This is a genomic window from Streptomyces sp. NPDC058683 (genome assembly GCF_042716195.1).
In the GTDB taxonomy this organism is placed as follows: Bacteria; Actinomycetota; Actinomycetes; order Streptomycetales; family Streptomycetaceae; genus Streptomyces.
In genome coordinates this window covers 118,720-131,757 of sequence record NZ_JBHXSK010000023.1, presented here as the reverse complement: position 1 = coordinate 131,757, position 13,038 = coordinate 118,720, and the positions used below count along the sequence as shown (strand labels likewise).

At 68.1% G+C, this 13,038-nt stretch carries 12 protein-coding genes and 4 pseudogenes; 6 read left to right on the top strand and 10 right to left on the bottom strand.

Annotated features, from left to right (window positions below):
* Positions 1 to 103: 103 nt before the first annotated feature.
* A pseudogene (locus tag ACFWXC_RS25805) lies at positions 104 to 639 on the bottom strand (transposase); the annotation flags it as partial.
* Here ACFWXC_RS25805 and ACFWXC_RS25800 point away from each other — a divergent pair.
* A complete protein-coding gene (locus tag ACFWXC_RS25800) occupies positions 629 to 799 on the top strand; it encodes a hypothetical protein (RefSeq protein ID WP_384482340.1) in 171 nt (56 codons plus the stop codon). The pseudogene ACFWXC_RS25805 and the gene ACFWXC_RS25800 sit on opposite strands and share 11 nt — an antisense overlap.
* A gap of 338 nt (positions 800 to 1,137) precedes the next feature.
* Here the strand turns inward: ACFWXC_RS25800 and ACFWXC_RS25795 are convergent, their stop codons facing one another.
* Positions 1,138 to 1,968: a transglutaminase-like domain-containing protein gene (locus ACFWXC_RS25795; RefSeq protein WP_384482338.1), complete on the bottom strand. Its 831-nt coding sequence runs from the start codon at positions 1,966 to 1,968 to the stop codon at positions 1,138 to 1,140.
* Between the two features lie 441 nt (positions 1,969 to 2,409).
* Positions 2,410 to 2,568 carry a hypothetical protein gene (locus ACFWXC_RS25790; RefSeq protein ID WP_384482336.1) on the bottom strand — a complete coding sequence of 53 codons (159 nt, stop codon included), beginning with the start codon at positions 2,566 to 2,568 and terminating at the stop codon, positions 2,410 to 2,412.
* 108 nt (positions 2,569 to 2,676) lie between these two features.
* On the opposite strand from ACFWXC_RS25790, the pseudogene ACFWXC_RS25785 reads away from it, so the two are divergent.
* Positions 2,677 to 3,142 (top strand): annotated as a pseudogene (locus ACFWXC_RS25785) (IS5 family transposase); the annotation flags it as partial.
* Between the two features lie 535 nt (positions 3,143 to 3,677).
* Here ACFWXC_RS25785 and ACFWXC_RS25780 read toward each other — a convergent pair.
* Positions 3,678 to 5,294, bottom strand: a complete 1,617-nt coding sequence (locus ACFWXC_RS25780) for a purple acid phosphatase family protein (RefSeq protein WP_384482335.1) — start codon at positions 5,292 to 5,294, stop codon at positions 3,678 to 3,680.
* 477 nt (positions 5,295 to 5,771) lie between these two features.
* Between ACFWXC_RS25780 and ACFWXC_RS25775 the strand changes: the two are divergent.
* Positions 5,772 to 5,991: pseudogene (locus ACFWXC_RS25775) on the top strand (transposase); the annotation flags it as partial.
* Between the two features lie 66 nt (positions 5,992 to 6,057).
* On the opposite strand, the gene ACFWXC_RS25770 reads toward ACFWXC_RS25775, so the two are convergent.
* Positions 6,058 to 6,972: a transposase family protein gene (locus ACFWXC_RS25770; RefSeq protein ID WP_384482408.1), complete on the bottom strand. Its 915-nt coding sequence runs from the start codon at positions 6,970 to 6,972 to the stop codon at positions 6,058 to 6,060.
* 206 nt (positions 6,973 to 7,178) lie between these two features.
* Positions 7,179 to 8,276 (bottom strand): FAD-dependent monooxygenase, encoded by a 1,098-nt coding sequence (locus ACFWXC_RS25765; RefSeq protein WP_384482333.1) that lies wholly within the window; start codon positions 8,274 to 8,276, stop codon positions 7,179 to 7,181.
* A 105-nt stretch (positions 8,277 to 8,381) separates the two neighbouring features.
* Here ACFWXC_RS25765 and ACFWXC_RS25760 point away from each other — a divergent pair, with 105 nt between their 5' ends.
* Positions 8,382 to 9,317 carry a LysR family transcriptional regulator gene (locus ACFWXC_RS25760; RefSeq protein WP_384482332.1) on the top strand — a complete coding sequence of 312 codons (936 nt, stop codon included), beginning with the start codon at positions 8,382 to 8,384 and terminating at the stop codon, positions 9,315 to 9,317.
* A gap of 92 nt (positions 9,318 to 9,409) precedes the next feature.
* On the opposite strand, the gene ACFWXC_RS25755 is transcribed toward ACFWXC_RS25760, so the two are convergent.
* Entirely contained in the window at positions 9,410 to 9,784 is a 375-nt protein-coding gene (locus tag ACFWXC_RS25755; protein ID WP_384482330.1) for a hypothetical protein, read from the bottom strand.
* Positions 9,785 to 9,810: 26 nt separating this feature from the next.
* On the opposite strand from ACFWXC_RS25755, the pseudogene ACFWXC_RS25750 reads away from it, so the two are divergent.
* A pseudogene (locus tag ACFWXC_RS25750) lies at positions 9,811 to 9,954 on the top strand (transposase); the annotation flags it as partial.
* Positions 9,955 to 9,974: 20 nt separating this feature from the next.
* Positions 9,975 to 10,148 (top strand): hypothetical protein, encoded by a 174-nt coding sequence (locus ACFWXC_RS25745; protein ID WP_384482328.1) that lies wholly within the window; start codon positions 9,975 to 9,977, stop codon positions 10,146 to 10,148.
* Between the two features lie 419 nt (positions 10,149 to 10,567).
* Here ACFWXC_RS25745 and ACFWXC_RS25740 read toward each other — a convergent pair whose 3' ends face one another.
* The 3 genes from ACFWXC_RS25740 to ACFWXC_RS25730 all read right to left on the bottom strand — a co-directional run bounded on the left by ACFWXC_RS25740 (position 10,568) and on the right by ACFWXC_RS25730 (position 12,938).
* Entirely contained in the window at positions 10,568 to 10,810 is a 243-nt protein-coding gene (locus ACFWXC_RS25740; RefSeq protein WP_384482326.1) for a hypothetical protein, read from the bottom strand.
* Positions 10,811 to 10,979: 169 nt separating this feature from the next.
* Positions 10,980 to 11,267: a hypothetical protein gene (locus tag ACFWXC_RS25735; protein ID WP_384482324.1), complete on the bottom strand. Its 288-nt coding sequence runs from the start codon at positions 11,265 to 11,267 to the stop codon at positions 10,980 to 10,982.
* Positions 11,268 to 12,329: 1,062 nt separating this feature from the next.
* A complete protein-coding gene (locus tag ACFWXC_RS25730; RefSeq protein ID WP_384482322.1) occupies positions 12,330 to 12,938 on the bottom strand; it encodes a hypothetical protein in 609 nt (202 codons plus the stop codon).
* Positions 12,939 to 13,038: the final 100 nt, after the last annotated feature.

Genomic DNA, 13,038 nt, shown 5'->3' with positions numbered 1-13,038 from the left:
CCGCCGACGGGACACCGCGCCCATATCGCCTTGCTGTCAACGCCGGTGGGGCCAGCCTTGACCGTCAAGAGGGGCCACGAACGGCTGTCGGAGCCAAAGGGGTTCAGTGGTCGTAGGCGGTCAGGGCACGCAGGACTGGCTGGTCGGTGTGGCCGTTGTGCCAGATTGCGGCGGTGAGGGCGAGGATGCGTTGCAGGACGCGAACGGCCACTCCGCCAGGAGTGCGACTGCGGTGCCGTTCTAGGTCGAGTTGACCCTTGAAGGTTTCGTTGACCGACTCGATGACCTGTCGCAGCGGCTTGAACAGCTGCGACCCGGACCGCTCGGCCTCGCCTTTGCGGGCCGGCCGCAGCAGCCGGACACCCAGCTCGGCCAACCGTTGTTCGAACCCGTGGCCGAAATAGTTCTTATCGCCGATCAGCGTGTGGCCAGGGCGCTCTGTCGTGAGCTGGGACTCGGCGTCGAGCAGGTCCAGCAGGGTCTCGCGTTCGTTGGCCTTGGCTCCGGTCAGTGCGAAGGCGACGGGCAGGCCGTGCAGTGTGCAGACCAGGTGCAGCCGCAGTCCCCAGAAGTAACGTGTGTGACTGGCGCATACCCGTATTGGGCCCATCCGGCCAGGTCGGAGCGCTTGACGGTCTCACCCGCCGAACAGGCCGTCTACTCCCGGCTTCGCGGCGAGGACGACGCCAAACGCATCTGGCAGATCTCCGAGAACCTCACCCGCACCTCCTTCCCGGCCGACGAGGGCGCCCGCCCCAGCCTGGGATCGACAGGTCCTGGCAGTCGCCGACCGCAGTGATCGGAGTGGGCAGCGCCCGGAGCCGGTCGGCTGCGCCGACGGTTCCGGTGTGTCCCGTCAGCGTAAACCGGGGGAGAAATCGGTGAGTCCAAGTGATGATGCGGACCACGAGCGGTCGAGCGTGTCCCGGCGAACCGCTCCCCAACCGCCTTGGCGCTCTGCGCCGGCTCGCAGACCCTCTCGACGTTCCTCCATGTAGAGGGTGGGTACGTCGGTGAGTTTAGGGAACGGGTGTCGCTGAGCGCCGAGAACACCCCGGGTTGAGAGGTGTGGGCGTCGGCGAGTTTCGGCAACACCAAGAGGCTTACGGAGGGAGCATGGGCGTGCTCTTGCTTTCCTTACCCGACGATGCGCCGGGGAACGGACAGGTCCTCGTCGGCGAACAGGCGGGTCAGGGCCAGCGGATCGTCTTCGGCGCAGGCAGCGGCGACCATGTCGATCAGCTGGTCGTACTCAGGTCCTGTCCTGTCTTCGTACGCTGCTGTCATGCGGCCCCATTCGTCCCAGGGCAGCGTTTCCAGCTTGCAGAGCGAGGCAAGGTCTCGGACGGCGTTGCCGCTGATTTCAGCCCATCCCCAGGCGTGATCGGTGCCGGCTACCCCGAACGTGTGCGGGTCGATCAAGCCGTTGCGGTATTGGGCCCAGGCCTCGCCCCCGGTCAGGAACTCGCCGGGAGCGAGGTCCTCGGGGCGGTCGACGTGGCCCTTGCCGAGGATCTCGGAGTCGACACGCACCCAGCGGGCTTGGCCAGCGTCCCAGTACTCGGTGACCCAGTGGTCGAGGCCGCGTCCCTCCACGAAGTAGGTGGCAAAACCGCACCGGGCGCGAGCGGGTATGCCCCACGTTCGCAAGAACGCACAGGCCATGGTGGCGAAGTGACGGCAGGTGCCGACCACTCGCGTCTTCGGCGTTCGGGCCTGATGAAGCGGCGCGGGATCAAGGCCAGTCAGCACGGTGACCAGCTCGTTGACCGGCCGGATGTTCTTCTCGACGATCCGGTCCTCAGAGATCCCCAAGGCTGCGGCGTCCGTGGGCTGAATGACCAGGCTCTGCACTGCGGCGCAGATGCCCACGGGATCATCCGGCAGCCCTTCGATGAGCGGGAGTTGTGTCACGTCCAGGCTCGTAAAGGGCCCGGGCCGGGAGTAGTCGAGCACGTCATCGGTCATGACCGAGCATGGTAGAGGCCGGGGCTGACAGCTATCCGGTCAGTGGAGACGGGCCCTCAGCGTTGCTAAATCTTGGTTCTGGCACAGATCTTGGGGAGTGGTCGCGGAGCGTTACTGAAGCAGGATCATCTTGCGTCCTTCAAATCGGTGCGGTCCTCTTCGTTCAGGGCCGTGGGGTGGCGGGTGAGCCGGCCGGTCGCCTGCCGCATCGTCGGCGGTGGGGGTGGCGTGCCTGGCGGTGTGGTGCGCAGGGTGGCGATGTGGGGGGCGGACCATGGCGTAGGTGACGGGGGCGTGTTCGGCAAGCAGTTCGCTGTGCAGCTGGGTGACGCTGGTGCATCCCGCGGCGAACCGTCGCTCCCAGTAGGGCTTGTAGGGATCCAGCCTGCTGGGCCGGGGACGGTTCTCGCGAAAGGTGTCCTGCCGGCGTGTGGCGTTCGCCTACCGGAGCACGGTGTTGAGGCCCCAGCCCAGGTGTCGGGTGATCGCCCGGCGGGAGTGGCCTTGGGCGAGTAACTCGTGGACCAGGGCGTGTGCGTTGCCTTCTTGCGCTCGGCCCGCCGGGGTGCAGGCGACCAGCGGCCGAGGTCGTCCCTGCATGTCCAGTTCGCCCAGGGTGGTGGGGTGGACGCTCGCTGGCGGGTAGGTGTCGTCTTGGTTGGCTCGGACGGTGAGGGGTTCGCGCAGGTCGGCGCGGTGTCGTCCGACGACGAGCTCGGCGCCCGCGGCGAGCTGGACCGGTCCCGCTGCGCCATCGACTCGGTGAGCATGCGCGCGCTGAAAAAGGGGAGCTGACAGGCCCGAATCCTGTAGACCGGGGGAGTACGGATCGAAGATCCATTCGATCACCGACCGGAGCGGTCAGCCCCTGTCCGTCGGTATCTCCGCAGCGAACCTGCACGACAGCCAAGCCCTCATCCCGCTGGTGAAGGGCATACCGCCGATCCGCTCCCGACGCGGCCGCCGACGCCGCAAGCCGGGCAAACTCCATGGCGACAAGGGCTACGACTACGACCACCTGCGCCGATGGTTACGCGCCCGTGGCATCACGCCTCGCATCGCTCGCAAGGGCACAGACTCCGGCCAACGCCTGGGCCGGCACCGCTGGACCATCGAACGCACCATGGCCTGGCTCGCCGGATGCCGGCGTCTGCACCGTCGCTACGAGCGCAAAACCAGCGCCACGACAGCCGTCAGTTGCGATCCAAAGCGGGGGCGATCTACCAGTGGTGCCAGATCTCTCCTGGATTGATGTCCCATGAGGATCCCGCGATGTCCCCTGTATTGAAGAACACGGCCCAGCTCACGACGGTATCGCCCGCGCGCTGGGCCCCTCGATCGAACTCGAAGTCTGGCCAGGAAAGGTCGCCTGCAGGGCTGAACCAGATTCCCTTCCCGTGCTCCAGCGCCCACGCCCCCATCTCCGAGGAGAGCTCTGACGGTACTCGGCCTATCAGGCGAATACCCTCGCAGGTGACCTGAGCTCGCGATACGCCAATATCAACCACCTGCACACCCACCCACGCCCTCGACACCCACCGCTACGCCCATCTCGTGCCGAGTGCGGCGAGTTGGTCTGCGGTGAGCACGTCGCGTCTCGATTTGGCGTTCGAGATCCACACGCCAAGGGCTCCTGGCAGGCAACGCCTGGGGCCGGGACGACGTCCCGGCCCCAGGCGTTGACGACTACTGCTGCTGGTCGCGGAGGGTCAGTGGTGGCCGTGGCCGCCGTCACTACGACGGCGCTGGAGCGTGAACTTCTCGAAGACCGACAGCTCACCTGTGGGCGTGATGATGTTGTAGTACGTGACGTGGATGCGGGTCATGTCACCGGGGTGTCGGCCCGGGTCGACGGAGAACTCGGCGAAGCCGTACGGATGCTCCGCGTCGCGGACGCCGATCCAGACCGCCGTCTCCTTCTCCTTGACCGAGTTGAACTTGCCTACGTGCTCCATCTGGACGTATGCCGAGTGATGCCCGTGACCGTCGGCGTCGTCGGTGGTGAAGCTGTTGTTGGTGATGCCGGACACGCCGCCACCGCCGAGGACCATGTGCGTCGTGCCGTGCGCACTGTCGATCACGTCGAGTGCGGTCTGACTCGGGTTGGGTGTGAGGGTGACGCTGCCGGGGACGACGCCACGCACCGCCAACGAGCGCTCGTAGTCGTGCTCGTGGCCACAGAGCACCAGGTCGACGCCGTACTTGTCGAACAGCGGGCCGTACGCCGCACGCAGCGCGACATCGGGGCCGTTCGCGGCGGTCGCCGAGCTGATCATCACCTGGTGCATGCAGATGACGATCCAGTCGATGTCCTTCGAAGCCCGTGCCGACTTGAGCTCCTTCTCCAGCCAGGCGAGCTGCCGGCCGCCGGAGTAGCCGTTGATGTAGATGTCGCCGCCCTCCTGCAGGGCGATGTCGTCGTTCTGCAGGGAGATCACCTTCACCGCGCCGACCGTGAAGGAGTACCAGAGGTTGTCGAGCTCGGGCTGGGTCTCGGTCGAGGGCAGCTCGAAGTAGGTCTGGTACGCGTCGAGACCGAGCTTGCCGTTGCCCAGCTCGATCTCATGGTTGCCCGCGGCCGGCATCCACGGGCGGAATCGCGCCGAGCGGCTGTTGTTGGCGAGGAAGTCGTGCCAGACGCGGATGCGGTCGGGCCCGGTGTTGGCGTAGCAGAGGTCACCGTTGAGAAGGTGGAACAGCGGGCCGACCTTCTCGACGCCGGTGACGATGTCGGCAGCGGCGGGCGTGGCGTTGGGCTCGAAGTCCCGGCCCGAGGCGTCGGCCGGGTTCGCTCCGGTCTTCCACGTCACACTGGGCGCACCCTGGTCGCCGAAGCTGGTGAAGGTGAACGGAGCTCGGCCGGACGGCGCCGTGTGGAAGGTGCCGGCGTCGGGGGTGGCGCCGTCGTGCTGGGCCGCGTACAGGTAGTCGGTGTCGGCCCTGAGCTTGCTGATCAGCGCGTGATGGACCCAGACGGTCCGCCCGGAGGTGCCGTCCACGTAGGTCTTCGTCGTCGCGTGCGCTGTGGAGCCGAAGCCGCCATTCAGCGTGCCGTAAACGACCCGAGGGTTCTTGACGGCCGCGTCGGTGACCCACGAGACGACCATCTGGCTGCGCGGGTCGGCGCCGAAGGTCAGGTGCAGGCCCTGGACGGGGGTGGTGGCCGAGCCGGTGGTGAGGCCGGTGACCTCCGACCTCGCCGGGACCGCCTCGGCGGTTCCGGCGCCGAGGACCAGTGGCCCGGCGGCGGCGCCGGACACTGTCGCGCCGAACAGGCCGAGCGCGTTGCGACGAGAGATTCTGGTTTGCTTGGGTTCTTCGGACATTCCAGGGGCCTTTCGCGTCGTCGGGTGCAGTCGCACACCGACCGGACAGCAGCGCTCCGAACCTGACAGGAGGCTCCGACAGGTCAGCGGTGCGCGCACTCACGGACGCTAGGAAGCACGGTCGACCGGAGCGGTGAGACAGGTATGAACGCCAGATGGCGGTCACCGCAACGGACGGCAATTCCCGGCGGCCTGGCCCTGTCTTGGCTAATGCTTTGCTAATGCTTTGGAGCGGTTGGGGTGTTCGGGCACGCTCCCGTCCATCGTGATGAAGTCGACGCCGCGAGGCCCACGCGCCATCTCGTCGGCACAGGGTCTCCGCGACGGTTCGATGTCCCGGTGCAGAACGTCACGTCGGATGGCCGCGTAAAGCTCAACCCGCCATCGCTGCGGCGGCATCGGTACGAAAGATCATGCGAGGCCGGGCGCGAGTGCCGGCAGCTGTGGCGCAACCACGACCTGCAGTCCCTCTCCAGGCGCAGCTGGCTGCGCAAGCGAGGCATCCCGCACCGCATCGCCCACAAGGCTCGAGTCCTCCACCTGGCTCGGCCGGCACCGCTGGACGATCGAGCGCACCATGTCCCGGCTGGGCGGCTGCCGCCGTCTGCACCGCCGCTACGAACGCAAGGCCGAGCACTTCCTGGCCTTCACCGCTATCACCTGCAGCCTCATCTGCTACCGCAGACTCACCAAGTGAAATGTCGTCTAACGAGTTGGTGCGTGACAGCGGGTGAGGCGCGTTTCGCCTGGTCGTGGACTATGTTCAGGTGATGCTGGTGCGGTCGGAGCTGAGGCTGGCTATGGCACGGTAGGTGTCGGGCAGGCGGTCGCGGCGGTGGGTCCAGCGCGTCAATTGCTTCCAGTGTTTGTGGTCGGCGAGGGCGTGTTCGACGGTGATGCGGTCGCAGGAGTGCCAGTGGCGGTCACGTTCCCACTGTTCGACTCTGTCGGGCAGTGCTCCAGGCCGGGGTTTTCTGGGTGGTGTGATGGCGTGCCCGCGGTGGTCACGGCTCAGGCCGAAGTAGCCGTCGTCCAGGAGGACCTCGACATAGGGGAAGTGCTGGAAGCAGACGCCGATGCCTTCGATACGGGCGGCCGTAGCATCGTGCATACGTCCAGGGCGCAGGGCATCGGTCCATAACGTGCGGCCCCGCCGGTCCGCGATCACTGTGGCCTTCATCGTGTTCTGCTGCTTCTTGGCCGAGACGAACGCGCGCCGGCCGCCACGTCCGGCCGGTGGCCGGCGAACCTGGATCTCGGTGGCGTCCTGGCGCAGCTCGATGCCCTCGGCCTGGGCGTAGGCGAACACATCCGTCAGCGACCGCAGACGCAGGCCAGGGCGATCGGCGACCGCGCGTCCCCGCTCCGCCAGGAGCCGACCTATCTCTCCGATCGCGCGCGTGATGGTGGAGCGGTCCACGCCGAACAGCAGGCCCAGGACCGAATGCGGCAGGTCGTGCCGCAGATGGATCAGCGTGGCGACGAGTCGGTCGACGAACACCAGCTGATGCCGGGTGCCGGCACCCGCGGCCAGCTTCCGGACCCCACCTCGCGCAGCATGACGGCGGCCCTCGAGGCCGGCCTGCCACGGGGCCGCCAACTCCTCGATCAGGTGCGCAAGATGATGGCGAGAGACCCCCGTGAACAGTCGATGCGCCAGCACCGCCCGATTGACCATGATCACCACAGCCGGATCACGCCACCACCCAGACACGACGCCTCACCCGCTATCACGCACCAACTCGTCAGGCCTAGTCGCGTCATGCCCGGTTCCTGAAGACGTGCCAGGTCGGCAGTCCACCCTTCACCGGTTCCGCAGGCATCCCGGCTTGTGCCGGCCCGTACGCTGCTGGGTCGAGCGGCCACGTCAGCGGCCGGGCCGACTCAGGTGGCGGGTGCCGTGGTCAGCATCCAGTGGCTGAAGGCGGTGTACCGTAGCGCGAACTCGGCGGCATCAGTGGCTTGTTCGACGGCGACGGCGTGCTCACGGACGTCGTCGAACCGGGCGGTGCGGGCGGCTTCGTACTGGACGAGTGCCTGGGGCAGATGGGGCTCGGCAGACAGGATGGCGCGAAGGACACCGGCGTCCTCGATGCCGAGGGTGCCGCCCGCGGCGATGTGCGGGGACAGGCCGTGCGCGGCGTCCCCGATGAGCGCGATCCGCTTGCTCGTCCAGTACGGCAGTGGGGGGACGAACATGATCTGGTTCTCCAGGATGGCGTCCTCGGGGGTGGCGGCGATCATCTCCACGAGGTCGTCGTGCCAGCCCGCCTCGGCCAGGTTCCGGGCGCGGTGCAGGGCACGCTCCCGCTTGTTGCCGGTGAGCGGGCCGGCCTCGAACTGGTTGACCATCCACATGGTCTGCCCCGCCGCGACCCGGGCGTACCCGCCGCGGGTGCGGTCCCGGCCGACCGTGAGCACAGAGCCCTGCGGACGCTCGTCGCCGGCGGGCACGATCGCGCGCCAGGCGTAGTGCCCGGCGTGCTCAACGGGGTCGCTGCCGGGTACGAGCTGGGCCCGTACGCGGGAGTACACACCGTCCGCGCCGATCAGCAGATCCGCCCGCAGTTCCTCGCCGTCGGCGAGATGGACGACGACCTCCGACTCCTTCTCGGTGTACCCGGCCACGCGGGCGTCGAGGCGGATCCGCTCCCGGCCGACGGCATCGGCGAGCAGGCTGTTCAGCGCGGGCCGCGGCACGAGCAGGAACCGGTGGTCGCTCGCGCTGGAGCCGGCGGCGCGTATCGGGCGGCCGGCGGCGTCGAAGAACCAGGTGTCGATCTCACTGCCCATGCCGCGGACGGCCGCGCCGATGCCGATGTGGTCGAACTCCCGCAGCGCATTCGGCCACAGGCCGATGCCCGCCCCGGCGGCCCGTACCTCCGGTGCCTGCTCAAGGACCGTCACGTCGTGCCCGATCGACTGGAGAGACGCCGCGGTGGTGAGCCCGACGAGGCCGCCTCCGGCGATGACAGTGCGCATGACTCGCTCCTTCCGCTACCAGGCACCGGTCGGCGCCCGACATCCAGTGAAGGCCGGGCAACAGATAACTTCAAATGCATACTTCCGATGCCTAGGATTACCTGTATGCATCTGGATCTGAACCTGCTCACCGCGCTGGACGCCCTACTCGACGAGGGGAGCGTCGGCGCCGCGGCCGACCGGCTGCACCTCTCGCAGCCCGCCATGAGCCGCACGCTGAGCCGGATCCGGCATGCGACCGGCGACGAGATCCTGGTCCGCGCCGGGCGTTCGATGCTGCCCACGCCGTACGCCGAGCAGATCCGCGAGGAGGTCCACCACCTGGTCACCCGCGCCCAGGTCGTCCTCGCCCCGACCGCCGAGGTGGACCCCGCCACGCTGGAGCGCACCTTCACCCTGCAGTGCAACGACATCGTGGCCGGCGCGCTGCTGCCGCATCTCGCCGCCCCGCTTGCCGCCACCGCGCCCGGCGTCTGCCTGCGCGTGCTCGGCGAGGCCGCCGCCACCGTGGACGAGCTACGGCGTGGTTCGGTCGACCTCCAGATCTCCGACGAGACCCCGGACCACGCCGACACGCGCTCGGTCACCCTGCTCACCGACACCCTGGTCGTGGTCGGCCACCGGAACCTGCCGCACGACCCCACGACCTGGCAGGGCTTCGCCGCGCTGACGCACGTCGTGGTCTCCCGGCGCGGTCGCACCCGCACCCGGCTCGACGACCTGATGGAGCGTCACGGCCTGCGCAGAAAGGTCGCCTTCACGGTGCCGACGCTCGCGCTGGCGCTGCGCACGGTGGCCGCCCACGACGACCTGATCACGGTCGCCACGACGCTGCTCGGCACGGACTCCCTCCCCGCCGGACTACGCGCCTACCCCCTGCCGGAGCCCGCCGAGCCCGTCCCGCTCGTCGTCGCCTGGCACGCCCGCCACGACCGCGACGCCGGCCACCGCTGGCTCCGCGACCTGACCACAAGGACACTCACCGCCCTCACGCACGTCCCGGACCCCGCCGGCACGGCTCCACTCTACGGCCGCGCGTAGTCGCCCGCCCCGGTCGTGCGCACGACGGGCGAAGGCCCCGGGGCCACCGCGCACGGTCCGGACCGGGCCGTGCGCCGTGGCCGCGTCGTCGGTCAGCCGATCCTGTCGGTCAGTCCGACGGACAGGTAGGTCGCCCGACGCTGGTCCTTCTCGCTTCGCCACGGCTCGACGAGTTCCAGAAGTGTGCCGGTCCTCCGGTCGATGATCACCTCGGTGTTGCCGACACCTCCGTGGAAGCCGTCATGGGCGTAGCCGGGCAGAACGCCGCGAACGTCCGGTGCCGCGCCGGCAGCGACACGGACCGAGCGGCCTTCCTGGACAACGCCGCCGAACGATGGGCGTAACTGGGCCCCAGCCGGTACCCGTTCGTATACGCGGCGACGACACGGTTGCGCGAGCACGACGACCGCGATCAGTTCATCACCGGCGTCGACATCTTCCTGGCCGGCATCGCGGCACAGAGCCAAGAGCTGATCCGGTCGTTGCTCCCGGCATGGGTGGGGATCGGCGTGGTGGGCTGTCGAATGCGGAATGGGAGCGGCCGCGACCGTTCTTGCCGGCGAGCAACGGTCGGTGTGGCCGGTGGCGTGATCATCGACAGGTGATCGACGGGATTCTGCATCGGGTGCGGACCGGGGTGCACACAGACCTGAATCGGTGACCCGCGAAGTACGGGGCCAGCTCGTGCTGCCGGTCATCCCGCTCGTCATCGGGGACCTGGACGAGTTCATCAACCGGTGGGCCGACTGGCTCGCCCAGGCGGCGACGGGCCGACTCACCCACCCCAGCCGCATGCCCGAACGCAACCCCCAGGGCTCCTGGAGGCGATGACCGACGGGCTGTACTGCGGTCGGTACAGCCCCTCGCATTCCGGTGACGCCGGCCGGACACACCACGGGCCCAGGGGAGTGACGACATCCTCGGGCCCGGCGAATGAGTCGTGTTGTTCAACGACGGCGTGGCGTCGTCGTCACGCCTGTGTGCACCGGGCAGCGAGGGCTCTGCCCGGTGCAGGCAGTACACGCACCTGGATGCCGAGCCGAGGCGGCCCATGCACCGCCGACACTCCCCGCGCTCACAGACCGGGCCAGGTCCGTCCGCACAGCCCGGGCACGTCGGTCCGCTTCCGAAGTCTCGCAGTTGGCGCGCGACGCCGCCCAGGGCGACGGGTGGGTGATCAGTTTCGGCTTCCGCCAGCCCGTGATCGAAGAGACCGGTTTGGTCTGCGTCCTCTCGATCAGACGCGGTACTCAGGAGTGGTCGATCACGTTGCCGTTCGAGCAGTTGTTGTCCTGGTCGCCGACATAGCCAGGGGTACCGGCGAGGGCCGGGACGATGGCGACTTCCTGCATGCAGACGACACCCGCCGAGAAGTTCCAGTTGTCGGCAGCGTTCACCGGCCCCGCGAAGTTGGAGTCGTTGTCAGCGTGAGCTACGGGAGCCGCGAGGGACAGGGCAAGAGCGGGAAGTACCGCGAGCATGATCTTCTTCATGACTCACCCAACGACCGAGTGATCTCACGGGATACGCCGGGAGCAGCGATGTGACGGGTCTGGTGTCAGCGGACCGGTGTCATTGACGGGGCGTCAGACCAGAGCGTTGCCGCTGGTCGGCACGGGGGATCGGCGGGGCCACTGACGTGAGGCGTTACAGCCGGAGGGGTCAGACGTCGTCCGGAGCGCTGCCCGCCCACCCGATGGGCCGGCCCTCCCCCGTGATCCCCCAGTGCGCCTCTGCTGCCTCATGTCCCGAGTCCAGCAGGCAGATCCGCCCCCAGCGCCCGTGCTTGCCGGGGCAGATCCGGCGGAGCATGTCGACGTCGTCCTCCCGCACGGCCCGGTCGTAGCGGTCCTGCAACCCCCGCAGGGCGGGGGCCAGTTCGGCACCGGCCTGCCGTTCCTCCCACTCGATCGCCTCCCGCAGCCGGCGCACCTCGGGATTCGTCAGCACGGCGTTGATGGCCGTCTCGACCTATCGCCAACGCCGCCCGCCACGCGCTCGAGGCCAGCGCCACAAGCGAAACCGCTCCGACGGCCTGGCTCGGCCTCGTCCGCAGACACCAGGCTGTCATATGCGTCGTGGCGGATCCGAGCCCCTTGTGCTCGTCAGCCCCAGCGGCCAGGCGAGTTCAGCGAATCAGGGCGAGGCCTGCACATCATCGAGGCAATCAGCTCATCCTGGGGATCTTCTCTGCCGTAGAACACCGGAAAGACGGTCTGGGCGAGAGTCCCGGCCCCTCCGTAGAGCTGGCGCCTCTTCAGCCGTCCAGGGCCGGGAATGGCACGTCGTTCGAAGCGACTTACTGCAGCAGACGCGAAAGCTGACGAGGGTGACCCCGCGCCGAGACTGCGTCGGTACACGAAGCCAACGTTGCAGCAACGGCGTTTCGTCTTTCCGGCACACGCACCTCTGCAGGGAACACCTGCCTGATGATGGGCTGTTCGGCAGGGGTGGTTCGCTACGCATGAAGGGGGTCGGCGAGTCGGAGCAGTTCCTGCATGCATGGAATGCCCGGATCAAGCGTGGTGCACAACAAGGAGTCGGCCGTCAGTGCTGGCGAGCAGGATCCGTTCGTAACGGCAACTTCAGACGTCCCGCCTGCGGATGGCTCATCTGCCAGGTGCCGCCGCCCTGGGACCCACGGCGGTAGTGGGTATGGCTTCCAACGGGGAGACGTGCGTGAGCCATTACGCAACATCGCGTCGGACCCGGTTCGTTCGCTGCCCACGGTCGGCGTCCGGCTAGATGCGAGGGGCGTCGACGGACGAGGACGGGGTCCCGGATGACGGCCGCCTCTGTGATCTCGCAATGGTGCTGGGGGCGTAGGCCAGCTGCCGCCCATCCCGCACTGCAGGATGACCCGTGGGCGATCGCGACCGGACACCCCCGGCATCACCCGCTTCTGCATCCCAGCAGACCATGGCAAGCTCGCTCGGCTCACGACGGCCGCCGCCTCCGGTGTCTGCGAATCGGGCCGGCGGCGGTGCCGTGGTGATGAAGTAGGCGATGTCCCTATGCCGTGGCAGTTTCGGGCTGGGTCTCGCCCGTGGGAGCTGCCTCTTGCTCCGGTGCACCGGCGGCTGTGTAGAACACCGAGGAGCCCTGCTTGGCGCGGTGGACACGGCCCTTGGCCACTAGGTTTTCGAGAGTAGTACGCACCACCTTCGTGTCGATGGTGCGCTCGGTGTGTGCTTGCCGGAGCGCCTCCGCGATCTCCACGGCGGAGCGCGGCTTGCCCTGCCCGGCCACATGCTGGTGGATGAGGTCCACCAGCGTGGTCTGAGCTGTCTTCGCGACTGCCTTCTTGTCCTGAGGTTCTTGTGCCGGCGCCTTCTTCGCCGGCCGGCGGGTGCCGGTTGCGGGGGCAGTTTTCTTCCTGGGGGAGGGCACTGCGGCGCTGTCGGTGCCGGCCGGTTCGGGGGCTGCGGCCGGTGCGCCGAGTGCCTGTTGCACGTTGACCAGCACGGTGTGCTCTTGCTGCAGGGTGGCCAACTGTTGCTGCAGTACAGCGAGTTCTTCGGTGATGCGTTCCTGCTCCTTGACGTTGCGTTCGAGGTCGTTGGTCACTTGGCTGATGTACTGCGAGGTCAACTCAGTGATGTGAGCTGTGCTGTCGGGCATTGCTGTCTCCTCGGGGCGTGGCCGGATCGAAGCCTGCGGGCATACTGCGGCACGTTCGGAAAGAAACGTCGGCTGCTGTGTGCCTCGGCGTAGCGATATT